At 68.6% G+C, this 24,752-nt stretch carries 22 protein-coding genes and 2 tRNA genes; 5 read left to right on the forward strand and 19 right to left on the reverse strand.

Features of this window, described 5'->3' with window-relative positions:
- Window positions 1-30 precede the first annotated feature (30 nt).
- From rodA to ACIHCM_RS03915, 9 genes are all read right to left on the reverse strand, one after another.
- On the reverse strand, window positions 31-1,230 hold the full coding sequence (rodA, locus tag ACIHCM_RS03875) for a rod shape-determining protein RodA (protein ID WP_399888559.1): 1,200 nt from the start codon (window positions 1,228-1,230) through the stop codon (window positions 31-33).
- On the reverse strand, window positions 1,227-3,503 hold the full coding sequence (mrdA, locus tag ACIHCM_RS03880) for a penicillin-binding protein 2 (RefSeq protein WP_399888562.1): 2,277 nt from the start codon (window positions 3,501-3,503) through the stop codon (window positions 1,227-1,229). Before mrdA ends, rodA begins: the two co-directional genes overlap by 4 nt.
- Before the next feature lie 116 nt (window positions 3,504-3,619).
- A complete protein-coding gene (mreD, locus tag ACIHCM_RS03885; RefSeq protein ID WP_399888565.1) occupies window positions 3,620-4,297 on the reverse strand; it encodes a rod shape-determining protein MreD in 678 nt (225 codons plus the stop codon).
- 14 nt (window positions 4,298-4,311) lie between these two features.
- The gene (gene mreC / locus ACIHCM_RS03890; RefSeq protein WP_399888568.1) at window positions 4,312-5,346 is read right to left on the reverse strand and encodes a rod shape-determining protein MreC; all 1,035 of its coding nucleotides are present in this window, start codon (window positions 5,344-5,346) and stop codon (window positions 4,312-4,314) included.
- A gap of 165 nt (window positions 5,347-5,511) precedes the next feature.
- Window positions 5,512-6,531, reverse strand: a complete 1,020-nt coding sequence (locus ACIHCM_RS03895; protein ID WP_393110170.1) for a rod shape-determining protein — start codon at window positions 6,529-6,531, stop codon at window positions 5,512-5,514.
- A 323-nt stretch (window positions 6,532-6,854) separates the two neighbouring features.
- On the reverse strand, window positions 6,855-7,268 hold the full coding sequence (ndk, locus tag ACIHCM_RS03900) for a nucleoside-diphosphate kinase (protein ID WP_399888572.1): 414 nt from the start codon (window positions 7,266-7,268) through the stop codon (window positions 6,855-6,857).
- Window positions 7,269-7,336: 68 nt separating this feature from the next.
- On the reverse strand, window positions 7,337-7,678 hold the full coding sequence (locus ACIHCM_RS03905; protein ID WP_399888575.1) for a DUF4233 domain-containing protein: 342 nt from the start codon (window positions 7,676-7,678) through the stop codon (window positions 7,337-7,339).
- A gap of 8 nt (window positions 7,679-7,686) precedes the next feature.
- The gene (locus ACIHCM_RS03910; RefSeq protein WP_399888578.1) at window positions 7,687-9,207 is read right to left on the reverse strand and encodes a bifunctional folylpolyglutamate synthase/dihydrofolate synthase; all 1,521 of its coding nucleotides are present in this window, start codon (window positions 9,205-9,207) and stop codon (window positions 7,687-7,689) included.
- A 217-nt stretch (window positions 9,208-9,424) separates the two neighbouring features.
- Entirely contained in the window at window positions 9,425-12,049 is a 2,625-nt protein-coding gene (locus ACIHCM_RS03915; protein ID WP_399888582.1) for a valine--tRNA ligase, read from the reverse strand.
- Window positions 12,050-12,185: 136 nt separating this feature from the next.
- Here ACIHCM_RS03915 and ACIHCM_RS03920 point away from each other — a divergent pair, with 136 nt between their 5' ends.
- Together ACIHCM_RS03920 and ACIHCM_RS03925 are read left to right on the forward strand one after the other, a co-directional pair.
- A complete protein-coding gene (locus ACIHCM_RS03920; RefSeq protein WP_399888585.1) occupies window positions 12,186-13,103 on the forward strand; it encodes a hypothetical protein in 918 nt (305 codons plus the stop codon).
- 177 nt (window positions 13,104-13,280) lie between these two features.
- Window positions 13,281-13,727, forward strand: a complete 447-nt coding sequence (locus ACIHCM_RS03925) for a hypothetical protein (RefSeq protein WP_399888587.1) — start codon at window positions 13,281-13,283, stop codon at window positions 13,725-13,727.
- Window positions 13,728-13,815: 88 nt separating this feature from the next.
- Here the strand turns inward: ACIHCM_RS03925 and clpX are convergent, their stop codons facing one another.
- From clpX to ACIHCM_RS03950, 5 genes are all read right to left on the reverse strand, one after another.
- A complete protein-coding gene (gene clpX, locus ACIHCM_RS03930) occupies window positions 13,816-15,102 on the reverse strand; it encodes an ATP-dependent Clp protease ATP-binding subunit ClpX (RefSeq protein ID WP_399888590.1) in 1,287 nt (428 codons plus the stop codon).
- Between the two features lie 190 nt (window positions 15,103-15,292).
- Window positions 15,293-15,973 (reverse strand): ATP-dependent Clp protease proteolytic subunit, encoded by a 681-nt coding sequence (locus ACIHCM_RS03935; RefSeq protein ID WP_399888593.1) that lies wholly within the window; start codon window positions 15,971-15,973, stop codon window positions 15,293-15,295.
- A gap of 76 nt (window positions 15,974-16,049) precedes the next feature.
- Window positions 16,050-16,658, reverse strand: a complete 609-nt coding sequence (locus tag ACIHCM_RS03940) for an ATP-dependent Clp protease proteolytic subunit (RefSeq protein ID WP_030779489.1) — start codon at window positions 16,656-16,658, stop codon at window positions 16,050-16,052.
- A 203-nt stretch (window positions 16,659-16,861) separates the two neighbouring features.
- The gene (tig, locus tag ACIHCM_RS03945; protein ID WP_399888596.1) at window positions 16,862-18,277 is read right to left on the reverse strand and encodes a trigger factor; all 1,416 of its coding nucleotides are present in this window, start codon (window positions 18,275-18,277) and stop codon (window positions 16,862-16,864) included.
- A gap of 167 nt (window positions 18,278-18,444) precedes the next feature.
- Window positions 18,445-18,521, reverse strand: a tRNA-Pro gene (locus tag ACIHCM_RS03950).
- Between the two features lie 165 nt (window positions 18,522-18,686).
- Between ACIHCM_RS03950 and ACIHCM_RS03955 the strand changes: the two genes are divergently transcribed.
- Window positions 18,687-18,757 (forward strand) — tRNA-Gly (locus ACIHCM_RS03955).
- Between the two features lie 69 nt (window positions 18,758-18,826).
- Here the strand turns inward: ACIHCM_RS03955 and ACIHCM_RS03960 are convergent.
- From ACIHCM_RS03960 to ACIHCM_RS03980, 5 genes are read right to left on the reverse strand one after another with little or no spacing between them, the layout of a single operon-like run.
- Complete coding sequence (locus tag ACIHCM_RS03960) at window positions 18,827-19,960, reverse strand: tyrosine-type recombinase/integrase (protein ID WP_399888598.1); 1,134 nt, start codon at window positions 19,958-19,960, stop codon at window positions 18,827-18,829.
- Window positions 19,960-20,172, reverse strand: coding sequence for an excisionase family DNA-binding protein (locus ACIHCM_RS03965; RefSeq protein WP_399888746.1), 213 nt, complete (start codon window positions 20,170-20,172; stop codon window positions 19,960-19,962). The genes ACIHCM_RS03960 and ACIHCM_RS03965 overlap by 1 nt, the downstream gene beginning before the upstream one ends.
- The gene (gene repSA / locus ACIHCM_RS03970; RefSeq protein WP_399888601.1) at window positions 20,172-21,554 is read right to left on the reverse strand and encodes a replication initiator protein RepSA; all 1,383 of its coding nucleotides are present in this window, start codon (window positions 21,552-21,554) and stop codon (window positions 20,172-20,174) included. The genes ACIHCM_RS03965 and repSA overlap by 1 nt, the downstream gene beginning before the upstream one ends.
- A gap of 35 nt (window positions 21,555-21,589) precedes the next feature.
- Complete coding sequence (locus ACIHCM_RS03975) at window positions 21,590-22,324, reverse strand: helix-turn-helix domain-containing protein (protein WP_399888604.1); 735 nt, start codon at window positions 22,322-22,324, stop codon at window positions 21,590-21,592.
- Window positions 22,321-22,563 carry a hypothetical protein gene (locus ACIHCM_RS03980; protein ID WP_399888606.1) on the reverse strand — a complete coding sequence of 81 codons (243 nt, stop codon included), beginning with the start codon at window positions 22,561-22,563 and terminating at the stop codon, window positions 22,321-22,323. The genes ACIHCM_RS03975 and ACIHCM_RS03980 overlap by 4 nt, the downstream gene beginning before the upstream one ends.
- Window positions 22,564-22,755: 192 nt before the next feature.
- Between ACIHCM_RS03980 and ACIHCM_RS03985 the strand changes: the two genes are divergently transcribed.
- Window positions 22,756-23,514, forward strand: coding sequence for a GntR family transcriptional regulator (locus tag ACIHCM_RS03985; protein WP_399888609.1), 759 nt, complete (start codon window positions 22,756-22,758; stop codon window positions 23,512-23,514).
- Window positions 23,511-24,068: an AAA family ATPase gene (locus tag ACIHCM_RS03990; protein ID WP_399888611.1), complete on the forward strand. Its 558-nt coding sequence runs from the start codon at window positions 23,511-23,513 to the stop codon at window positions 24,066-24,068. Before ACIHCM_RS03985 ends, ACIHCM_RS03990 begins: the two co-directional genes overlap by 4 nt.
- Window positions 24,069-24,752: the final 684 nt, after the last annotated feature.

Below are 24,752 nucleotides of genomic sequence, written 5' to 3' on the forward strand. Positions count from 1 at the left end.
GGCGACAACGAGGTTAATTCGGGAGAAACCTCACGCCGACATCGGTCTTTGGACCCGAATGGACTGCAGCAGCCCGACCGCCACCCAGATCGCGAACATCGACGATCCTCCGTAGGAGACGAACGGCAGAGGCAGACCGGTGACCGGCATGATCCCCAGGGTCATCCCGATGTTCTCGAAGGACTGGAAGGCGAACCAGGCCACGATCCCGGCCGCGACGATCGTGCCGTACAGCTCGGTCGTCTCCAGCGCGATCCGGCAGGCCCGCCACAGCACCACGCCGAGGAGAAGGATTATCAGCCCGCCTCCGAGAAAGCCGAGTTCCTCGCCCGCGACGGTGAAGACGAAGTCCGTCTGCTGCTCCGGCACGAACTGCCCGGTGGTCTGCGAGCCCTGGAAGAGGCCCGAGCCGGTCAGCCCGCCCGAACCGATGGCGATGCGCGCCTGGTTCGTGTTGTAGCCGACGCCCGCCGGGTCGAGGTCCGGGTTGGCGAACGCGGCGAACCGGTTGATCTGGTAGTCGTCGAGGATGTGCAGCTGCCAGACGGCGACGGCTCCGATGGCACCCGCGCCAAGCAGCCCGAAGACCCAGCGGTTCGACGCGCCGGAGGCGAGCAGCACGCCCAGCACGATCACCACCATCACCATGACCGAGCCGAGGTCGGGCATGAGCATCACGATGAGCATGGGAACGGTGGCCAGGCCGAGCGCCTGGAGGACCGTGCGGTGGTCCGGGTACTGCTTGTCCCCCGCGTCGACCCGGGCCGCCAGCAGCATGGCCATGCCGAGGATGATCGTGACCTTGACGAACTCCGACGGCTGCAGCGAGAAGCCGCCGCCGACCGCGATCCACGAGTGGGCGCCGTTGACCGTGGTGCCGAGCGGGGTCAGCACGAGCAGCACCAGGAAGACCGACGCGCCGTACAGGATCGGCACCGCGCCGCGCAGGGTGCGGTGGCCGAGCCAGACCGTGCCGATCATCAGGGCGAAGCCGATGCCGGTGTTCAGCAGGTGGCGTACCAGGAAGTAGTACGGGTCGCCCTGGTTGAGTTCGGTGCGGTTGCGGGTCGCCGAGAACACCAGCATCGCGCCGATCAGGGACAGGGTCAGCGCCGACAGCAGTATCGGCCAGTCGAGCCGCCGGGCCAGCGAGTCACGGGCGAACAGCCGGGTCCAGCCCGCGCGCTCGGGTCCGTACCCGGAGACCTGGAAGCTGTTCGCGCCCGTCATGTGAGCATCCTTCGGCTGAGCGACCCACGGCGGCTGCGGGGGCCCCGGCGGCGCTGCCGCCGGCGGGTGTTGCGGTTGCCCTCGGGCGAGGGCGGCACGGTCGCCGCCGTCTGCACCTGCCCGCCCTCGTCCTCCGGGACCTTCTGGCTGGCCTGCTGTTCCTTCGCCGGGTCCTTGGGGATCTTCGGCGCGATGATCGAGCCGTCGGCCTGGATCTTCGGGAGTTCCTTCTGCGGGGTGGGCAGCAGGGCGTTCTTCTGGTTGATGGTGCCGTCGTCGGAGATGCCGTACAGCGCGTCGTAGATGTTGCGCACGGCCGGGCCGGAGGCGCCCGAACCCGTACCACCCTGGGAGATGGTCATCACGATCGCGTAGTCGTCGGTGTAGGTGGCGAACCACGAGGTGGTCTGCTTGCCGTAGACCTCCGCCGTACCCGTCTTGGCGTGCATCGGGATCTTGTCCTGCGGCCAGCCGCCGAACCGCCATGCCGCCGTACCCCGGGTGGCGACGCCTTCCAGGGCGTCGTCCATCTGAGCCAGCGTCTGCTGGGTGACCGGCAGCTTGCCGTGTGCCTTGGGCTTGATGGGCGAGACCCGCTTGCCGTCGGGGCTGATGATCGCCTTGCCGACGGTCGGGTCGTAGAGCGTGCCGCCGTTGGAGATGGCGGCGTAGATCGTCGCCATCTGGATCGGCGTCACCAGCGTGTCGCCCTGGCCGATGGAGTAGTTGATCTCGTCACCGGCGCGCATCTTGTTGCCTTCGAGGCAGTTCTCGTAGGAGATGCGCTGGACGTAGTCCCCGTCCTTCTTGCCGGTCTTGCACCAGGCGTCCTTGTTGGCCTCCCAGTACTCCTGCTTCCACTCGCGGTCGGGGACACGGCCGGTGACCTCGTTGGGCAGGTCGATGCCGGTCTCCTTGCCGAGGCCGAACTGGTGGGCGGCCTTGTAGAAGTGGTCCTTGGGCTGCCCCTTCTTGGGGTTGATGCCGCCGTCCTTCTTCCACTCGTTGTGCGCGAGCTGGTAGAAGACGGTGTCGCAGGAGACCTCCAGGGCGCGGCCCAGGCTGATCGGGCCGTGGTTCTGCGACTCGAAGTTCTTGAAGACCTGGCCGCCGACCGAGTAGGCGCTGGAGCAGTTGTAGCGGCCGTCGAACTCGTAGCCGGCCTGGACCGCGGCCGCGGTGGAGACCACCTTGAAGATCGAGCCCGGCGCTGCCTGACCCTGTATGGCCCGGTTGAGCAGCGGGTAGTTGGACTGCTTGCCGGTGAGCCGGGTGTAGTCCTTGGCGGAGATGCCGCCGACCCAGGCGTTGGGGTCGTAGGTCGGGTTGGACGCCATAGCGACGACGCGGCCCGTCTTGGCCTCCATCACCACCACCGCGCCGGAGTCGGCCTTGTACCGCTCGTTGGTGTTGCGGTCCCATTCCTTGCGGGCGGTCTTCATCGCCTCGTTCAGCTCGAACTCGGCGACTCGCTGTACGCGGGCGTCGATGCTGGTGACCAGGTTGGAGCCGGGCTGGGCGGCGTCCGCCTCGGCCTGACCGATGACCCGGCCGAGGTTGTCCACCTCGTAGCGGGTGACGCCGGCCTTGCCGCGCAGCTCCTTGTCGTAGGTGCGCTCCAGGCCGCTGCGGCCGACCTGGTCGGAGCGCAGGTAGGGCGAGTCGGTGTCCTGGGCCTGCTGGATCTCCTGGTCGGTGACCGGGGAGAGGTAGCCGAGCACCTGGGCGGTGTTGGCGGCGCCGGGGCTCGGGTACCGGCGGACGGCCTGGGGCTCGGCGGTGATGCCGGGGAAGTCCTCGGCGCGTTCGCGGATCTGCAGGGCCTGGCGGGGGGTGGCCTCGTCGGTGATGGGGATCGGCTGGTACGGCGAGCCGTTCCAGCACGGCTGCGGCGTCTCGGCGTCGCACAGCCGCACCTTCTCCATGACCTCCTTGGGTGTCATGCCCAGCACGCCCGCGAGCTTGGTGAGGACGGCCTTGCCGTCGTCCTTCATCTTCAGCAGGTCGGTGCGGGAGGCGGAGACCACCAGCCGTGTCTCGTTGTCGGCGAGCGCCACTCCGCGGGCGTCCAGGATGGAGCCGCGCACAGCGGGCTGGACGACCTGCTGGACGTGGTTGCCCGACGCCTCCTTGGCGTACGCCTCGCCCTCGCGGATCTGGAGGTACCACAGCCGGCCGCCGAGGGTGGCCAGGAGGGAGAGGACGAGGATCTGGATGACGACGAGCCGGGTCTGGACGCGTGGGGTCCGTCCGGTCTCGGGGATGTTGGTCACTGCGGCTGCCTCCCCCTCTCAGAGCGCGTACGAGTGTGCGGGTACGAGTGATGAACGGCCGGGCAGTGAGACCGGGTTCCGCCTCAGCTCCCCCGTTCGGGTGAACTGCCCTGCCGTCACAGCCGCTTGACCCCCTTGATGCGCCCGGCGCGGGCCACCCGTGCTCTGGCCGCCTTCACCTTCAGGCCCCCGAGCCCGCCGCGCTGGCCGCCGATGCGCAGTCCGGTGCCGGAGGAGAGCCAGCCGGAGGAGATGACGGCCGCCTTGGCCGACGAGCCGGTCTCCAGCGGGTTGTTGTCCGCGCGCCGGGCCAGCGTCATCAGGCCGGGGACGACGAAGGGGGCGAGCAGCAGGTCGTACAGGGCGGCCGTGAACAGCAGGCCGGGCAGGCCGACGTGGCGGGCGGCGGTGTCGCCGACGAGGGCGCCGACCCCGGCGTAGAGCAGGGTGCTGCCGACCGCGGCCGCGACCACCACGGCCATCGGGCCGGTGGCCGACTTCAGCTGGCCGTTCTCCGGCTTGACCAGGCCCGCCAGGTAGCCGATGACACACAGCACCAGCGCATAGCGGCCGGCGGCATGGTCGGCGGGCGGGGCGAGGTCGGCGAGGAGTCCGGCGCCGAAGCCGATCAGGGCGCCGCCGACATGACCGTAGACCAGCGCGAGGGCCAGCACGGTGAGCAGGACGAGGTCGGGGACGGCACCCGGCAGGTGCAGCCGGGCGAGGACGCTCACCTGGAGCACCAGGGCGACGACGACCAGCGTGGAGGAGAGCAGAATCCTGTTGAAGCGCATGGGTACAGCTCCCCCTACTGGTCTTCCTCTTGCTGGGACTGTCCGTCGTCGGGTGACGGATCGTCGGTGGCCGAATCGCCGTCGGTGGCCGACTCACCGCCCGTGCCCGCGTCGCCCTCGGCGGACGTGCCGGCGTCCTCGGCGCCCGGCGTCACGGTCACCGTCACGGTCGGCGTCGGTGTCGGCCGGGGCTTGGCGGGCAGCACCGTGTCGCGCGGGTCCCGCTGCGGGGTCTGGACGACGACACCGACGATGTCGAGCTTGCTGAAGCTGACGAACGGCGTGACGTACAGCGTGCGCGTCAGGTCGCCCCCGGAGGGGTCGACGCGCGAGACCACGCCGACCGGGACGCCGGGCACGAACGGCTTGTCGGCCTGCGAGCCGAACGTCACCAGGCGGTCGCCCTTCTTGATCTGCGCCTTGCCGTTGAGGAGTTCGACGCGCAGCGGGCGGTCGCCCTGGCCGGAGGCGAAGCCGAGTTCGTCGCTGCCTTCCATGCGGGTGCCGACGGTGAAGTCGGGGTCGCTGGCGAGCAGCACGGTCGCGGTGTTCGGTCCGACGGTGGTGACACGGCCGACCAGACCGTCACCGTTGAGGACGGTCATGTCGCGCTTGATGCCGTCGTTGGCACCGATGTCGATGGTGATGGTCCAGGAGAAGCCCTGAGCCGCTCCTATGGCGATGACTTCGGCGCCCTTGATGCCGTACTGGCCCTGGCCGGCGATCTTCAGCATCTTGTCGAGTTGCTTCAGCCGGCTGCGGTTGCGGTCGTCGCTGCCGAGCTTCGCCTTCAGGTCCGCGTTCTGCCGCTCCAGTTCGGCGAGCCGGTCGTGCCGCTCGCCCGAGTCGCGGATCGCTGCGATCGCGTTGCCCACCGGGTCGACCGCCGACGACACGCCGTTCTCGATCGGGCCGAAGGCGGCGGCCGCGGCACCACGGGCACCGTCGACCGGTGAGTCCTCCCCGCCGCGAATGTCCACCGTGATCAGCGCGAACGCGATGGCGACCAGCAGCACCAGGAGCAGCCGGCTCTCTCGTGTGTCCCTCACGTGCGGCGGCCGTGCCCTTCCTCGTAGGAATCCGGGAAATCGGGTGGCCCGCCGGGAATCCGGACGGCGGATTCCCACGGGCTGTTTGTGGCAGCTTATGCCTCTATATCAACGATCCGCCGTACGAGAGGCGATGGTCTCGTACGGCGGAATCGAAGAGTTACCTCATCTGCGCGGCTGGGCGTCCAGAACCTGCTGGAGCGCCTCGAACTCCTCGACGCACTTGCCGGACCCGAGCGCCACACTGTCCAGCGGGTCCTCGGCGATGTGGATCGGCATTCCGGTTTCCCGGCGCAGCCGCTCGTCCAGCCCGCGCAGCATCGCGCCGCCGCCGGTCAGAACGATTCCGCGGTCCATGATGTCGCCGGACAGCTCCGGCGGGCACTTGTCGAGCGTCGTCTTCACGGCGTCCACGATCGCGTTGACGGGCTCCTCGATCGCCTTGCGTACTTCGGCGGCGGAGATGACGACGGTCTTGGGCAGCCCGGAGACGAGGTCCCGGCCGCGGATTTCGGTGTGCTCGTCGGTGTCGAGGTCGTACGCCGAACCGATCGTGATCTTGATCTGCTCGGCCGTGCGCTCACCCAGCAGGAGCGAGTACTCCTTCTTGATGTGCTGGATGATCGCGTTGTCCAGCTCGTCGCCCGCGACCCGGATGGACTGGGCGGTGACGATGCCGCCGAGGGAGATGACCGCGACCTCCGTGGTGCCGCCGCCGATGTCCACCACCATGTTGCCCGTGGCCTCGTGGACCGGCAGACCGGATCCGATGGCCGCCGCCATGGGCTCCTCGATGATGTGCACCTGACGGGCGCCGGCCTGGGACGACGCCTCGATGACGGCGCGGCGCTCGACGCCCGTGATGCCCGAGGGCACACAGACGACGACCCGCGGACGAGCCAGATAACGCCGCTTGTGGATCTTCAGGATGAAGTAGCGGAGCATCCGCTCGGTGATCTCGAAGTCGGCGATCACGCCGTCCTTCAGCGGACGTACGGCAACGATGTTGCCGGGCGTGCGCCCGATCATCTTCTTCGCTTCGGCACCGACCGCGAGGATGCCACCGGTGTTGGTGTTGATCGCGACGACGGACGGCTCGTTGAGTACGATCCCGCGACCCCTGACGTACACCAGCGTGTTGGCGGTCCCGAGGTCGACAGCCATGTCACGGCCGATGAACGACATTGAGTTCCCCATCAGGATTCGTCTGGCCTTCCCACAGAGCTTTTGAGGGCTTTTCAGGTCGGCGAGGTGGGTGCTGTGACGTGAAGGCTTCCATCGTAGACGCGCCTTCGCGAACACTGCGCGAGGGTCTTCGCCATTGTCATCAGATGGCGTGCCGCCTCGCTCGTGGAGACGGGCCATCGGGGGCGATGGTTCCCCCGATCGGCACGGATATGCGGCGGGACGGCCGGAAATGCGCGACCGTCCCAGGTCAGACGGTTTGAAAGGGTGACGGTCCCTCAGAAGGCCCCGCGGTGAATTCGTTCCGCTTCTTCGGCGGCGTGTCAGGCACGACCGGGGAAGAAGATCTTCACCTCGCGTTCGGCCGACTCCTCGGAGTCGGAGGCGTGGATCAGGTTCTCGCGCACGATCACGCCGTAGTCACCGCGGATCGAGCCGGGCGCGGCGGCGATCGGGTCGGTCGGGCCGGCCAGCGCCCGCACACCCTCGATGACCCGCTCGCCCTCGACGATCATCGCGACGACCGGGCCGGACGCCATGAACTGCACCAGCGGCTCGTAGAACGGCTTGCCCTTGTGCTCGCCGTAGTGCTGCTCGAGGGTCTCCTGGTCCAGGGTGCGCAGCTCCAGCGCGGTGATCTGCCAGCCGGCCTTGCGCTCGATGCGACTGATGATCTCGCCGGTCAGGCCGCGACGGACGGCGTCGGGCTTGAGGAGGACGAGGGTGCGCTGGGTCACGACGGAGCTCCTTCAGGGGTCACGCGATGTGCGGGGTGTTGAGGCTACAGGGCCGACCCGGACCTTCGTCACGCAGTGTCAGCCTGAGCGGCGAATCGGGCCTTGGCCTCGTCGATCTTCCTGCCGTAGTGCACGGAAGCCCACCACAACGCGGCGAACATCGCCCCCAGGAAGAACATCGTGGGGACGAAGAAACCGGAGGCGATGAGCCCGAGCTGCAGCGCCCAGCCCATGGCCACACCGCCCGGCCGGGTCACCAGGCCGCACAGCACCAGGCACAGGAACATGGCGATGCCGCTGACCGTCCAGACCGTCGCCATCGCCAGGCCGGGGTCCTTCATCGCGACCAGACCGGCGAAGCCGATGACGAAGAACTCGCCGATCAGGGTGGAAGCACAGAGAGTACGCATCGTGGGGTTCAGCCCCTTCCCAGGAGCAGTCGGGCTTCGCCGACGGTGATGACGGATCCGGTGACGAGCACACCGCCGCCCGCGAACTCGCCCTCCTCCTCGGCGAGCGTGATCGCCGCCTCCAGGGCGTCCGGCAGCCGCGGCTCCACCTGGACGCGGTCCTCGCCGAACACCTCGACGGCGACGGCCGCGAGCTCGTCGGCGTCCATCGCGCGGTGGCTGGAGTTCTGGGTGACGACGACCTCCGCGAACACCGGCTCGAAGGCCTCCAGCAGCCCGCGTACGTTCTTGTCGCCGCTGGCGCCGACGACCCCGATGAGCCGGCTGAACTGGAAGGCCTCTCCGACCGCCTCGGCGGCGGCCCGGGCGCCGGCCGGGTTGTGCGCGGCGTCGAGGACGACGGTGGGCGACCGCCGTACGACCTCCAGCCGCCCGGGCGAGGCGACCGCGGCGAAGGCCTTGCGTACCGTGTCGATGTCGAGCGAGTCGGGCCGCTGCGCGCCCACGCCGAAGAACGCCTCCACGGCGGCGAGCGCGACAGCCGCGTTGTGCGCCTGGTGCGCGCCGTGCAGCGGCAGATACACCTCGGTGTACTCGCCGCCGAGCCCGCGCAGCGTCAGCAGCTGCCCGCCGACGGCGACCGTCCGCGCCACGACCCCGAACTCCAGCCCCTCGCGGGCCACGGTCGCGTCGACGTCCACGGCCTTCTTCAGCAGCACCTGGGCGGCGTCCACGGGCTGCTGGGCCATGATCACGGTGGCGCCGGGCTTGATGATCCCGGACTTCTCACCGGCGATCTCACCGGGCGTCCCGCCGAGCCGGTCGGTGTGGTCGAGGTCGATCGGCGTCACGACGGCCACGTCGGCGTCGATGACGTTGGTGGCGTCCCAGCTTCCGCCCATGCCCACCTCGATCACGCCGACGTCCACGGGCGCGTCGGCGAAGGCGGCGTACGCCATCCCGGTCAGCACCTCGAAGAAAGACAGCCGGTAGTCCTGCTGGGCGTCGACCATCTCGACGTACGGCTTGATGTCCTGGTACGTCTCGACGAACCGCTCGGCGGAGATCGGCGCTCCGTCGAGGCTGATCCGCTCGGTGATGGACTGCACGTGGGGCGAGGTGTACCGCCCGGTCCGCAGCTCGAAGGCGCCGAGCAGCGCCTCGATCATGCGGGCGGTGGAGGTCTTGCCGTTGGTGCCCGTGATGTGGATCGAGGGGTACGACCGCTGCGGCTCGCCCAGCACGTCCATCAGCGCGGAGATGCGCGTGACGGACGGCTCCAGCTTGGTCTCGCCCCAGCGTGTCGCGAGCTCCGCCTCGACCTCGCGCAGCGCCTTGTCGGTCTCGGGGTCCTCGGGCCGCGCCGGCGCATCGGCCTCCGGCGGGCCGCCTTGCGTCCGCAGGGTCCGGCTGCCGGCCTCGATCACCGCGAGATCGGGGTCGCGCTCGGTCTCGGCGGCGATGATCTCGTCGAACGACTCACCGGGGTCGGACTGGTCGCTGCTGTCGTGCGGGGGGAGCTCACTCACGGGGCCCAGTCTACGGAGGGGGGCGGACAGCGCGTGCGGTGGCTTGTCTCTTCCGCGAGGGGGGTCGTCGGGCGGGTGCGGGTGGGTGAGTGGGTGGGTGGGGGGCCGGTCGCGCAGTTCCCCGCGCCCCTGACCGGCGTGCACGTTCCGTGCGTCGATCGGGCACCCGGGTCCCCGGTGCCCTGCGGCACCGGGGACCCTCGCGCAGGTGGTGCCGTCAGGCCTGCGGCAGACGCTCCAGCTGGGACTGGATGCGGGCGATGTCCTCGTCCGCCTTGGCGAGGCGCGTGCGGATCTTGTCGACGACGTGGTCCGGGGCCTTGGCAAGGAACGCCTCGTTGCCGAGCTTGGCCGTCGCCTGGGCCTTCTCCTTCTCGGCGGCGGCGAGGTCCTTGGCGAGCCGCTTGCGCTCCGCCGCGACGTCGATCACGCCGGAGAGGTCCAGCGCGACCTCGACGCCCGCCACCGGCAGCGTCGCCGTCGCCGCGAAGCTCTCACCCTCCGGCTGGAGACGCAGCAGCTGGCGGATGGCCGGCTCGTGCGGGGCCAGCGCCGTGCCGTCGAGGCTCAGGCGCGCGGGGACCCGCTGGCCGGGCTGAAGCCCCTGATCGGCGCGGAAGCGGCGGACCTCGGTGATCACCGACTGGAGCGTCTCGATCTCCCGCTCCGCGTCCGTGTCACGGAAGCCGCTGTCGGCGGGCCACTCGGCGATGACGACGGACTCGCCCCCGGTCAGCGTGGTCCACAGGGTCTCCGTGACGAAGGGGACCACCGGGTGCAGCAGGCGCAGGGTGACGTCCAGGACCTCGCCCAGGACCCGCTTGCTGACCTCGGCGGCCTCGCCGCCGGCCTGGAAGGTGGTCTTGGACAGCTCGACGTACCAGTCGAAGACCTCGTCCCAGGCGAAGTGGAACAGCGCGTCGGACAGCTTCGCGAACTGGTAGTCCTCGTAGTACGCGTCGACCTCGGCGACCACCGAGTTCAGCCGGGACAGGATCCAGCGGTCGGTCGAGGACATCTGCGACGCATCCGGCAGCGGGCCCTGCACCGTCGCGCCGTTCATCAGCGCGAAGCGGGTGGCGTTCCAGATCTTGTTGGCGAAGTTGCGGGAGCCCTGGACCCAGTCCTCGCCGATGGGCACGTCGACGCCCGGGTTGGCGCCGCGGGCGAGCGTGAACCGCAGCGCGTCGGAACCGTACTTGTCCATCCAGTCCAGCGGGTTGACGACGTTCCCGAAGGACTTGGACATCTTCTTGCCGTTCTGGTCACGGACCATGCCGTGCAGCGCGATGGTGTGGAACGGCGGGGTGCCGTCCATCGCGTAGATGCCGAACATCATCATCCGGGCGACCCAGAAGAAGAGGATGTCGTAGCCGGTGACCAGGACGGAGTTCGGGTAGAACTTCGCGAGCGACTCGGTCCGCTCCGGCCAGCCGAGAGTGGAGAAGGGCCACAGGCCGGACGAGAACCAGGTGTCGAGGACGTCGGAGTCCTGACGCCAGCCCTCACCGCTCGGCGGCTGCTCGTCGGGGCCGACACAGACGACCTCGCCGTCCGGGCCGTACCAGACCGGGATGCGGTGGCCCCACCACAACTGCCGTGAGATGCACCAGTCGTGGAGGTTGTCGACCCAGTCGAAGTACCGCTTCTCCATCTCCTGCGGATGGATCTTGACCTTGCCGTCGCGGACGGCGTCACCGGCGGCCTTGGCGAGCGGGCCGACCTTGACCCACCACTGCATGGACAGGCGCGGCTCGATGGTGGTCTTGCAGCGCGAGCAGTGGCCGACGGAGTGGACGTAGGGCCGCTTCTCGGCGACGATCCGGCCCTCGGCGCGCAGCGCGGCGACGATGGCGGAGCGGGCCTCCAGCCGGTCCAGGCCCTGGAAGGGGCCGTGGGCGGTGATGACGGCGTGCTCGTCCATGACCGTGATGGCGGGCAGGTCGTGGCGCTGGCCGATCTCGAAGTCGTTCGGGTCGTGCGCCGGGGTGACCTTGACGGCGCCGGTGCCGAACTCGGGGTCGACGTGCTCGTCCGCGACGACCGGGATGGAACGGTCGGTCAGCGGCAGCTTGATGAGCTTGCCGACGAGGTGCTTGTAGCGCTCGTCCTCGGGGTGGACGGCGACGGCGGTGTCACCGAGCATCGTCTCGGCGCGGGTGGTGGCGACGACGATGGTCTCGTCCCCGTCGCCGTACTTCATGGAGACGAGCTCGCCGTCGTCGTCCTGGTACTCGACCTCGATGTCCGAGATGGCGGTCAGACAGCGGGGGCACCAGTTGATGATGCGCTCGGCGCGGTAGATCAGCTCGTCGTCGTAGAGGCGCTTGAAGATGGTCTGGACGGCCTGGGACAGGCCCTCGTCCATCGTGAAGCGCTCGCGCGACCACGCGACGGCGTCACCGAGGCGGCGCATCTGCCCGGAGATCTGCCCGCCGGACTCGGCCTTCCACTGCCAGACCCGCTCGACGAACGCCTCACGGCCCAGGTCGTGCCGGGACTTGCCCTCCTTGGCCAGCTCCCGCTCGACGACGTTCTGGGTGGCGATGCCGGCGTGGTCCATGCCGGGCTGCCACAGCGTCTCGTAGCCCTGCATGCGCTTGCGGCGGGTCAGGGCGTCGATGAGCGTGTGCTCGAAGGCGTGGCCGAGGTGCAGGCTGCCGGTGACGTTCGGCGGCGGGATGACGACGGTGAACGGAGGCTTGTCGCTCTTGGCGTCGGCCTCGAAGTAACCCCGCTCCACCCAGCGCTCGTACAGCGGCCCCTCTACGTCGGCCGGCGCGTACTGGGTCGGCAGTTCGGAGTCGGGCGCTGGTGGCTGCTGCTGAGCGTTCTCGGTCACGGGCTCAGTTTAGGGGTGTCCCCGGGTGGTCCCGAAACTCGATACTTCTGTAACGGTGATGACCCCGATGCGGTGCGTTTCCAGTGACTGCGCCAGGATGTCGTGAACACATAAGCATCTGGAGGGGAACCCAGGAATGAGCTACAACCAGCCGGGCCCGTACGGCGGGCAGCCCCAGCAGCCCGGTCCGTACGGCCAGCCGGGTCCGTACGGCCAGCAGCCGCAGGCCCCCCAGCCCGGCTACGGCTACCCCCAGCAGCCCGGCCAGCCGCAGCCGGGGTACGGCTACCCGCAGCAGCAGCCGCAGACCCCTCCGTACGGCCAGCAGCCGCCCTACGGCCAGGCCCCCTACGGCGCCCCGATGCCACCGGCCCCGAGCGGCGGCAAGAAGAAGACGGGCCTGATCATCGGCGCGGTGGCCGTCGTGGCCGCGATCGCGGTGGGCGCGTACTTCGTGATCGGCGGGGGCGGCGGCGCGGGCCTGGAGGACGACGGCCCGCACAAGCTCACCGCTCCCGCCTCGCTGTTGTCCGACAAGTACAAGCGCATGGGCGACTCGAAGGAAGAGGAAGCGGACTCGACCGACGCGAAGGATCTCGCGAAGGCCGGCGTCAGCGATGCCACGTCGATCGGTGCGATCTACTCGACGATCGACCTGACCGCCATCGACACCAGTGACCCGGGGGCGCTGGAGAAGACGCAGACCGCCGAGAACGTCACCTACTTCGGTGTCTACGGCGAGGTGAAGGACCCTCAGCAGGCACTCGACACCACAATCGCCCAGATGAAGAAGGAGTCCGAGGAGGACGTCAAGCTCGTCGGAGACGCACAGTCCGTCACCCCGGACGGCTTCGAAGGCGCCGTGATGAAGTGCCAGCAGGCCGAGAGCAAGAACCTGGTCACGGACAAGACCCAGCAGACCTACCTATGCATCTGGGCCGACTACAGCACGGTGGGTGTGGTGGAACCCACTGCCGGCGCCAAGTCGTACACGCTGGACGAGTCAGCTCAGATCGCCGCCGACGTACGCAAGGAAGTGCGCGTCAAGTCCTGATCCGCCCGCTGACGGCGCACAGGCTCCGGTCTCCCCGATCGGGGCCCTTTTCATGCACATCGACGAGGCGAGCAATCGGCCACGCAGCGCGCGCAATTGGCCCGAAATGACAAACCGCTCCGATCGGAACGGCTGTACCATGATCGCGCGTAATTCGAACACTTGAAGGGGGATTCGGTGCGCAGACGCGTCTCTCTGGTCATCGCGGCATCAGCGGCGTCGCTGACCATACCCGTGATCGCGAGTCCCGCGGCCGCCTACGAAGCCGCAAGCAGTTGCTACTCCCAGCAGCCCGGTGGTGTGGTCATACCGGACGGCGGGCGGGCCATCGGCTCGTGGAACTGGGCATCCGCCACCTCGCTGACGAGCGTGCACTTGGAGGCCAAGGATCTGCGAGCTGACGGCTACAGCTCCGCCGTCCGGCTCATGACCAAGCAGCGCGACGGCAGCACCCGCGCATGGACCTGGCGCAAGAACACCCAGGGGTCCGGGACCACCAAGGCCTGGGACACCTCGGCAGCGGACCACGAGGGCATCGAGTACGCCTGGGTCCAGGGAGGCCTCTTCAACGGGTCCACCCTGATCGGCTACTGCAACGGCCCGTCGCGGTCGAACCCGGACTGACGGGGCTTCTGAAACATCCTCGGGCAGGCAGCCGTCCGAACGGAGAGGGGCCCCGATCTATTGATCGGGGCCCCTCTCCGTCGTACTGCTACGCCGACTTCTGTTCGCCCGTCCCCCGCCCCCGCGCGTCGCGCGGGATCAGGGTCGGGTTGACGTTGGAGTGGACGACGTCCGCGGTGACGACGACGCGGGCGACGTCCTTGCGGGACGGGACCTCGTACATCACGGACATCAGGACCTCCTCCATGATGGCGCGCAGGCCGCGGGCGCCGGTCTGGCGGAGGATGGCCTGGTCGGCAATGGCTTCGAGGGCCTCGCGCTCGAAGTCCAGCTCCACGCCGTCGAGTTCGAAGAGGCGCTGGTACTGCTTCACCAGGGCGTTGCGCGGCTCGACCAGGATCTGGAGCAGGGCCTCGCGGTCGAGGTTGTGGACCGAGGTGATGACGGGCAGACGGCCGATGAACTCGGGGATCATGCCGAACTTGACCAGGTCCTCCGGCATGACGTCCTGGAACTGGTCCTTGGCCTCGAGCTCACGCTTGGAGCGGATCGTCGCGCCGAAGCCGATGCCCTTGGCGCCCGCCCGGGACTCGATGATCTTCTCCAGTCCGGCGAAGGCGCCGCCCACGATGAACAGCACGTTCGTCGTGTCGATCTGGATGAACTCCTGGTGCGGGTGCTTGCGTCCGCCCTGCGGCGGCACGGAGGCGGTGGTCCCCTCCAGGATCTTCAGCAGGGCCTGCTGCACGCCCTCGCCGCTCACGTCCCGTGTGATGGACGGGTTTTCACTCTTCCGCGCGACCTTGTCGATCTCGTCGATGTAGATGATCCCGGTCTCGGCCTTCTTGACGTCGTAGTCGGCCGCCTGGATCAGCTTCAGCAGGATGTTCTCGACGTCCTCGCCGACGTAGCCCGCCTCCGTCAGCGCCGTCGCGTCGGCGATGGCGAACGGGACGTTCAGCATGCGCGCCAGCGTCTGCGCGAGCAGGGTCTTGCCGGAGCCCGTGGGGCCCAGCAGCAGGATGTTGGACTTCGCCAACTCGATGGCGTCGTCGCGGCCTTGGGCGCCGCCGTTCTCCCCGGCCTGGACGCGCTTGTAGTGGTTGTAGACGGCGACGGAGAGGGCCTTCTTCGCCGCCTCCTGGCCGACCACATAGCCCTCGAGGAACTCGTAGATCTCGCGCGGCTTGGGCAGTTCCTCCCAGCGCACCTCGCTGGTCTCCGCGAGCTCTTCCTCGATGATCTCGTTGCAGAGATCGATGCACTCGTCGCAGATGTACACACCGGGGCCTGCGATGAGCTTCTTGACCTGCTTCTGGCTCTTGCCGCAGAACGAGCACTTGAGCAGATCGCCGCCGTCACCGATGCGTGCCACGGTGTGCTTCCCCTTCGCCTGGGAGACGACTGGACACCTGGTCCAGCCTCTCCTGGTGCTGCCTTATGTCCGACGGTACCTTGCCGAGCCCCCCGTTCGGGCCCCCCTTGGCACGGTTCACTTTGACGTGCACCTTGCCACGCACAGTGTCACACCGTGCCAAGGAGCGGCGTACATTACCGGATCCTCGTCAGCGGACCGACGAGTTGTTCATCTTGCGCGTCGAGATGATCTGGTCGATCAGGCCGTACTCCAGCGCGTCCTCGGCCGTGAGGATCTTGTCGCGCTCGATGTCCTCGCGGATCTTCTCGATCGACTGGGTGGAGTGCTTGGACAGCATCTCCTCCAGCTGCGAGCGCATCCGCAGGATCTCGTTCGCGGCGATCTCCAGGTCGGAGACCTGACCGCGGCCGGTCTCGCTGTACGGCTGGTGGATCAGCACGCGCGCGTTCGGCAGCGCCATGCGCTTGCCGGGCGTGCCAGCGGCCAGCAGCACGGCCGCGGCGGAGGCCGCCTGGCCCATGCAGACCGTCTGGATGTCCGGCTTCACGAACTGCATCGTGTCGTAGATCGCCGTCAGCGCGGTGAAGGAGCCACCGGGGCTGTTGATGTAGACCGAGATGTCCCGGTCGGGGTCCATCGACTCCAGGCACAGCAGCTGCGCCATGACGTCGTTGGCGGAGGCGTCGTCGATCTGGACGCCGAGGAAGATCACACGCTCCTCGAAGAGCTTCGCGTAAGGGTCGTACTCACGGATGCCCTGCGAGGTGCGCTCCACGAAGCGCGGGATCACATAGCGGGACTCGGCCTGCGGGCCGGTGTACTCGGCGTGCGTACGGTCGTAGAGGCCGCTGCCGGGGAAGTCGTTCACGGTGTCTCCTGAAAGGGGCTGGGGCGGTGGCTGGGGGCTCTGGGCGGCATACGGGCCTGAAGGGGCCGTACGGGCCCTAGGCCGCCCCGGTGCCGCCGCCGCCCGGCATGCCGGCGGCCGTGGGGATGACGTCGTCGATGAGGCCGTACTCCTTGGCCTCGAAGGCGTCGAACCAGCGGTCGCGGTCCGAGTCGCGGGTGATCTGCTCGACCGACTGGCCGGTGTGCTGGGAGGTCAGCTCGGCCATGCGCTTCTTGGTGTGCAGCAGCCGCTCGGCGTGGATCTTGATGTCCGAGGCCGAGCCGGCGAGGCCGGCGGAGGGCTGGTGGATCAGGATCTCCGCGTTCGGCAGCGCGAAGCGCTTGCCGGGCGTGCCCGCGCTGAGCAGGAACTGACCCATCGAGGCCGCCAGGCCCATGGCGATGGTCACCACGTCGTTCTTGATGAACTGCATGGTGTCGTAGATCGCCATGCCGGCCGTGATCGAGCCGCCGGGGCTGTTGATGTAGAGGTAGATGTCCTTGTCCGGGTCGGCGGCAAGGAGCAGCAGCTGTGCAGTGATCTTGTTGGCGATGTCGTCGTCGACCGGCTGGCCGAGGAAGATGATCCGCTCGCCGAGCAGCCGGTTGTAGACCTGGTCGCCGAGGCCGCCACCGATGGAGGGCTCGCCGGCGGCGGAGGGCATCAGATTCGTCACGTATCCACCTGCTCGTCTTGCGACGGCGCGGGGCCGTCTCACGTGTCGTATTCAAGGACCCTAACGCGCGGGTCCCTTCGGGGAATCCCGGAGACGGGAGTGTTCGCCGGGGGCGTAGCGCCGTGACCTGAGGTGCGGCCGTATGGCAAAGGGCCCCGGGCGTGATCGCCCGGGGCCCTCTCCAAGGCTGTTTACGCCTCGTCGTCCTTCTTGTCACCCTCGGTGACCTCGGCGGACTCGGTCTCGGCCCCGGCGGCCTCGGTCTCGGCCTCGGCGGCCTCGGCGGCCTCGTCCTCCTCGTCGTCCAGGTCGACGACCTCGCCGTTGGTGTCCTTGACCGTGGCGGCCTCGACGACGACCGCGAGGGCCTTGCCGCGGGCGACCTCGCCGACCAGGAGCGGGACCTGGCCCTGCTCGACGACGGCCTGGGCGAACTGGTCGGGGGACATGCCGGAGGAGGCGGCGCGCCGCATCAGGTGCTCGGTGAGCTCGTCCTGGCTGACGTTGAGCTTCTCCTGCTTGACCAGCTCGTCGAGGACGAACTGGGTCTTGATGCCCTTGACCGCGGCCTCGCGGGTCTCGGTCTCGAACTCCTCCTCGGTCTTGCCCTGGATCTCCAGGTACTTCGCGAGGTCGAGGCCCATCTGGCCGAGCTGGTGGTGCTCCAGGTTGTGCTTCCGGGTGTTGATCTCGTCCTCGAGGAGCTTCTCGGGGACGGGCACCTCGACGAGCTCCAGCAGCTTCTCCAGGACGCGCTCCTGGGCCTGCGTGGCCTGGTCGAACTGCTTCATGTTCTCCAGGCGCTTACGGCTGTCGGCCTTCAGCTCGTCCAGCGTGTCGAACTCCGAGGCGAGCTGCGCGAAGTCGTCGTCCAGCTCGGGCAGTTCACGCTTGGCGACCTGGGTGACCTTGACGGTGACCTCGGCCTCGCGGCCGGCCGCGGAGCCGCCCTTGAGCTCGGAGGTGAAGGTGGCCTCGCCACCGGCCTCCACACCCGTCACGGCGTCGTCGATGCCGTCCAGCAGCTCACCGGAGCCGATGGTGTAGGACACGCCGCTCGCGACGCCGTCCTCCAGGACCTCGCCGTCGACCTTGGCCTCCAGGTCGATCGTGACGACGTCGCCGTCCTCGGCGGCACGCTCGACCGGCGTGGTGGAGGCGAAGCGCTCGCGCAGCTGCTCGACCGACTTCTCGATGTCCTCGTCGGTGACCTCGACGGCGTCGACCTCGACCTCGATGCCGGAGTAGTCCGGGATCTCGATGGCCGGGCGGATGTCCACCTCGGCGGTGAAGGACAGCAGCTCGTTGTCCTTCAGCTCGGTGATGTCGACCTCGGGCTGGCCCAGCACACTGAGCTCGGCCTCGTTGACCGCCTCCGTGTAGAACTTCGGAAGCGCGTCGTTGACGGCCTCCTCCAGCACGGCGCCACGGCCGAACCGCTGGTCGATGACCCGGGCGGGGATCTTGCCCTTGCGGAAGCCCTTCACCGTGACCTGCTGGTTGATCTTCTTGTACGCCGCGTCGAGGCTGTCCTTGAGCTCCTCGAAGGGCACCTCGACAGTGAGCCGAACCCGGGTCGGGTTCAGGTTCTCCACGGCGCTCTTCACGGTTCGGTCTCCTTGTGGCTGACTTCTCGGGTTCTGCCGGGACCCGACGGGTCCGGCGGATTGGCCGCCCGGAGGACTTCGTGATGAGACACACGGGCGTGCAGCTTGCATAGTAACGGCAGCGGCTACACCGCCCAAAAGGCGATCACGCGTGGTGATCGGGCGAGTGGTCGGGGTGGCGGGATTTGAACCCACGGCCTTCCGCTCCCAAAGCGGACGCGCTACCAAGCTGCGCCACACCCCGTCTGGTGCGACACGTAGGGTACATGCCCGCAGGCAGCGAGGCTGCAGCATTTCCCGAGGGCGGTGCGATGTCGGCGCCCGGACGGAAACGGGGTGTGCGGTGAGGGGGCCCGACCCGCTACGATGCCTGCAGTGCCGCGGGCCACTGACCTGCGGCGCGTTGTGTGCGGGCGTAGCTCAATGGTAGAGCCCCAGTCTTCCAAACTGGCTACGCGGGTTCGATTCCCGTCGCCCGCTCTGTACGGCTCAGGGCCAGGTCAGAGGATCATTCCTCCGCCTGGCCCTAAGCGTTTCCCGGAGCGTTCTTCAGTCCGCCGTGTCCCCTGCGTGCCCCTTCGGGTTCCGGCCTCTGTCGACCAGACCGCTCAGCGCGTCAGCGATCAACCGGTCACGGTCGGCGCTCGCGTGCTGATAGATCAGCGCCGCGCGGGCAGTGCTGTGACCCATTCGGGACATCAGCTCCCGTGTGCTGGCCCCCGTGGAAGCGGCCAAGGTGTTGCCCGTATGCCGAAGGTCATGAAAGTGCAGGCCCTTGATCCCCGCTGCTTCGCATGCCTTGTGCCACAGCCGGTTGAAGTGGTTCCGACGCGGGGTCGCGCCCTTGCCACCGATGAAGACCCGGCCGTCCGCTCCAGGTTCGGCGTAGTGCTCCAGGTGGTCACGGATCTCCGGCACGATGACGGACGGGATGGACACCGTGCGCTTGCCCGCAGCGCTCTTGGGTGCCTTGATCTCACGCTCGCCGTTGTTCAGTTCAGTAATCGCCCGGCGGACCCGCAAAGCGCCGGCCTCCAGGTCGATGTCTCGGCGGTGCAGCCCGATCAGCTCGCCCCAACGCAGGCCGAGGAACCCGGCCATGAGTACGAGCGCCCGATAGCGCGGCTGGATTGCGTCAGCCAGGTCGTAGACTTCTTGCACCGTGGCAGTGGGCCGCTCCGGAGTGTGCACCGTGCTGGCACCCTTGATCGTGCAGGGGTTGCGCCGGATCATTTGGTCGGCAACGGCCGTGCTCAGGATCGCCCGCAGCAGGGCGTACGCCTTCGCGATCGTCGTCGGACCGGTACCAGAGGCGAGCTTGTCCGCCCGCCAGCGCCGCACGAACGGGGGCGAGATCTCATTGACGTTGACGCTCCCGAAGGTCGGCTCTAGATGATTCCGCAGGAGCGAGACGTAGAGCTGGCGCGTCCTGGTGGTCAGCTCCCGCTCCGCTACCCATGCGGCGGCGTACGAGCCGAACAGCACCTTCCCGGCGTCCGGGTCGTGCCAGTCACCGCGCCGCATCTCTGTCTGTTTGTCTGCCAGCCAGGCGTCCGCGTCTCTCTTCGTGCGGAAGGTGTCCGGGGCAGGCCTCAGCAGCCCGTCAGGGCTGACGTAGCGGGCTTGGTAGCGGCCGGACGGGAGTTTGCGCACACGGCCAAACTGTCGGCGCTTCGCGGGCATCAGGCGGCCCTCCTGAGCGTCTCCGGACGAACGGTGACCGGCTGGACGGTGTTCTCGGCGATGAAGGCGGAGACGGCGCTCTCCGGAATGCGGACGTGTCGACCGATCTTGACGAAGGCGATCCGCCGTTCTTCGATCAGACGCCGAGGGAAGCGGACGGTCGTGCCGAGCAGCTCTGCCACCTGGTGCACATCGAGAAGACGTTCCACGATCACCACTCCCCCGTGGTCTCTTGATCTTGCAAGTCGGTCAGGGCGTCGCGCGCTGTCTCGCGGTTGAGCCGGATGTCTCGGGCGATGGTGGCGGCGAGCCAGGATTCGCCGGGGCTGTGGCCGTGTCCGGCGTAGGTCCAGTGGGCGAGGGTGAGCGTGGTGCCTTCACAGTCGTCCGGGTCGGGTAGGCCGCGTTCGCGGCGTTCCTGGAGTGCGCGGTAGTCGGCGCGGACCTGGCGCCGCTCGGTGAGCGTGGTGGAGTAGGCGCGGGACTTGGTCATGAAGTGGCCGCGGAAGCCGAGCATGTGAGCCCAGCGCCACAGCATCCGGTCCGGGTAGGCATCATCTAGGGCCCGGCAGGCTTCAATCAGACGCCGGGTGTGCGCGGGCAAGCTCAGCTTGTCCAGCTCGGAGATCTCCCCGATCCGGCGGTCTACGGTCTCGGTGGCCTCGGCCGCTTTGGTGGCGTACTTGGCGACGTAGGAGGCGACCGCCTGATCGGACAGCTCCACCCCGTCCATGCCGCCGATCGCCTGGACGTCGACTTGCGAGCCCCACCGCAGAACGCGTGCCGCGAAAGCGCCGGCGGACGAGACGGGCACGGCGACCCGAGCGGCGGCGGCCCGGATCGCTGCGTCGAGGAGGGGGACGGTGGCCCAGGCCGGGGGCGGGGAGTCCGGGCCTTCGGGGCCGTCGAGGCGCACCACCGCGTGAAAGTGGACAGAGCCGCGTTTCTGGAACTCGGCGACCTTGCCGAACGAGACCCGGCAGGTCTCTAGTAGGGCAGCCTGGGTGACGCCCGCGCGGGCGGCGACCTCCCGGCGCAGGTAGATGGTGAAGCGCCGCCACAGGTCCCCCGCGTGGTTGTTCCACAGCACGGCCCCCGCGTAGTCGTAAGACTCGGGGTCCAGGGCGGTGCCAAGGGCCGGATCGTCGGCGGGATGCTGGGCGCCGCAGCGGCAGCGGCCCGAGGCGGGGCGGTTGTGGACCGGGCCGAACGAGGGCGCGGTGAGGGTGGCGAACACGCCGGGGTGGTGACGGACCCGGCCGGGGATGCCCATGCGGCTGTCGCCGGTGATCCCGGCACGGATCAGGTGGTACACGTCGCCCGCGTAGGTCCAGGCGCAGGCAGGGCATCGGGAGGCACGGCGGTTGCCGCAGGCCACCCGGAGCCGTCCACCAGGCTCCTGGTCAGTGCTGTAGGAGTACAGGACGTCGCCGGTCTTGGCGTCGCGGGTGACCGTCTGGCCTTGCAGGTGGATCGGGTTAGAGCAGCCGCCCGTGCGGCGGATCTGCTCCTGCCAGCGGTCGAAGCCCGGAGCGTTGGCGACCCGGAGCAGGTCGGCGAGAGTGAGCGGATCGGTGCCCACAGCTGCCGCCACGCCAGCGACGGCAGCCGGGGGAACGGGCAGGTGGGTCACGCGGCCACCGCCCGCAGGTGCGAGACCGGCCGGGTAGGGGTCGCCGTGGCGAAGAGGTGGTCGAGGGTGGCCAGGTAGCCGCCGACCATCGGAGCCGGACCCAGGCGGCGCAGGTGCAGGACCGGAGCCAGAGCCGGGGTGAGCCCGTCGATCGGCGTGGTCACCAGCAGCTCGTCGTCCGCGCGCATGACGTCGGCCCGCAGCCCGGGGTGCGTGGACAGGCGAAGGCCGGGGACCGTCAACAGCGAGGGGAACACGTCGCCCAGTCCGGTGACCGGTCCGGCCGGATCTTCCGGGGTGACGAGGCGGACCCGGACACCGACCGATGCCTTGTCGGCCAGCAGGGTCGGCAGGTCCCAGACCGCCTCGGCCAGGAACAGCAGATGGGACACCGCCAGGTCGATGACCGTCGTGGCACCGGCCAGGGTGGAGCGCCACAGGCCGTAGGGGACGGTGGAACGCATCGGGTAGCAGGCGACGACCTCATCCTGCGCGCTCGGCGCGGAGCGGTGACGCTCACCGAGCCGGGGCCACAGGTGATAGGCGTCAGCTCGCAAGTACTTGGCGGCTGCCTCGGCGTTACGGGCGTGCGGGGTCCGGTCCGTGTTGAGCCAGCGATCCACCGACTTGGGATCGATGCCCAGGTGGTCGGCCAGGCCCTCGATGGTGACGTTCGCGGCGACCATGGCGGCACGCAGCCGCTCGTTCCCGGTGATCGTCGCGGAGTTCATGCGGCCACCGCCCCGGCGAGCGAGGTCAGCGGCTCGCCCGTCTCCCAGACGAAGGGCACGACCACCGGGCAGCGTTCCTGACCGTGGACCAGGACACCGATGCCGTCCACGTTGATCCAGTCGAGTCCTCCGAACGCGCCGCAGGCCCAGCACGAAGACGGCAGGACAACTGCGTCGTCACGGCAGGACAGCGGGGCAGATAACGGCGCCGGGTGCGCGTCAGCAAGCGTCACGGGCATGATGGGACTTCCCTTCGAGGGAGCCAGGGGCGGCGAATCTTCTTGGCGGTTGAGGCGCCGTCCCTGGGCAGACGTTGGTCGTGCCGAGTTCTCTCATCGATGCGGTGCTACCTCCCTAAGGTTCCCTAGGGCGCCTTAGGGTGTCAAGCGGTACGCTAGGGAAGTAGCCACAGAGACAAGGGAGCCGACGCGATGGCGGACCAGGCAGACAATCGAGCGCCCTATGCGCAGATTGCCGCCCACTATGCGGAGCTGATCACGTCCGGGGAACTCCAGCCGGGCTCGCTGCTGCCGAGTATCAAGAACCTCTCGCAGGAGTGGAGCGTCAGCGCCGCGACCGCCGAGAAGGCGTTGCGGAAGCTGCGCAACGAGGGCCTTGTCCGGGGCATCCACGGCATCGGCACCGAGGTCCTGGACCGCCCTGCGCCGATGTCCTCCGGATCACAGCGCCAGGACCGAGGGCGCCGCACCGGCTCCAGTTGGGGAACCGGCGAACGGTCCGACTCGCACCAGGCTTCGGTGGTGCCGGCGCCAGCAGACGTGGCACAAGCGCTGGATATCAAGCCGGGCTCGAAGGTGATCCGGCGTAGCCGGGTCTACCGCGACCGGCACGGCATCGTCGCCCACTCGACGTCATGGATTCCGGTCCGGTACGGAGATCTGATCCCGCAACTCACCAGCAGTGAGCGGCTGGTCGGGGGAACGTCGCTGCAACTCATCGCGCAGGCGACAGGTCGTCCCATCACGCACCGGTTCGACACCGCATCGGCGCGACTGCTCACGCTGGAGGACGCCGAGCTGCTGGAGCTGGACCCTGCGAAGGCCCCGCGGGAACCGGTGGTCGTCATGACCGCGAAGTTCGTCGACAGCGAAGGCACCGTCGTCGAATACGGCGTGGACCTCGGCGGCCCCGGTCGTACGTGGCAGACGGAATCGGAAGTCACCCAGTGACGGAGCTGAACAGCGCTCGCCGACCGTTCTGCGTCCTCATGGCGGGACTTCCCGGCTCAGGCAAGACCACCTTGGCTCGCGCGCTGACGGACCGTGGGTTCGTCAGACTCTGCCCGGACGAGGAGATGTTCCGCCGACACGGCGTGTACGGGGTCGACTTCCCGCGAGGGACGTTCCCGACGCTTGAGCGACCGATCCTCGAAGAGACCTCTGTGCAGCTCCGTGAGCAGCTTCAGGCCGGACGAGACGTGGTGGTGGACCACGGCTTCTGGACGCCGGAAGACCGCGCTCACTGGCGATCGGTCGCGGCCGAGGGAGGCGCGATCTCCGTGGTGGTCTACCTCGAGGCCGGTCACGAGGAGTTGTGGTCCCGCGTGAGCAAGCGCAACGCTCGGCACGAGGACGATCCGAACTCGATCTACTTCGCCGAGAGCGACCTGATCCGCTACCGCAAGCGATTCGTCGCACCAGCGCCGGACGAGCCGCACCTTCTCTACAACGGGGACCCTGAGTCCGTACTCAAGACTCTGCAATCGGAGCTAGACCGCTCATAGCCGGGAGCACGAGGCCACCAGGGCGCGAGTTACAGGTTTCTCTACCTCATCAAGCCCGCGCACGGCGCGGGAGCGCGCCGCCTGTACGGCGGGGCCGCCGCCCTGTCTTCGCCAGCGGCGGCCCCGCCCGGCGGCGCGCGACGTGCAGCGGGCAAGGGCGGGAAGTCACCCGCGGGCACAAGATGATGCCTCCGGCGGGGGATCGGCCGGCACCGGGATGGAGGGGGCGCCGTCGCTGACCTCGGGCCCGTAGTGGCGTGCGTGGGGTGCTCCCATCCCGACCACCGTCGACCCAGGCAGAGCCGAGCAGACGCGGCCCATGGCGTCCAGGTCGTTCGTACAGTGGCGCGCTCCACCTGGACGCCATGAACCACGCCCGCTCCACGGTGTGTGGGTCGACGGCGGACGGGATGGGCGCTGGGGTGAGTGGTGGGCGAGGATACGGGGCCGCCGGACCCCTCGATTATTTTTGTGATCCCAGTCACTCGAAAAATGCGGACGTGTTGCGCAATTCGGTGTGTGACACGAGATTTGCAGGTCGTTTGGGCGCCGTCATTGTCAGTAGGGTGTGATATGGCGGTGCGTTTCCGCAGGTCACTGTGAACCCGGGCAAGCGGTCCGTGGGACATCGGGCACGACATCCTGTACGTGGACGACAAGTTCCTCGACATCAGCGAGACGAGG

This window comes from Streptomyces sp. NPDC052023, from assembly GCF_044548465.1.
Taxonomy (GTDB): Bacteria; Actinomycetota; Actinomycetes; order Streptomycetales; family Streptomycetaceae; genus Streptomyces.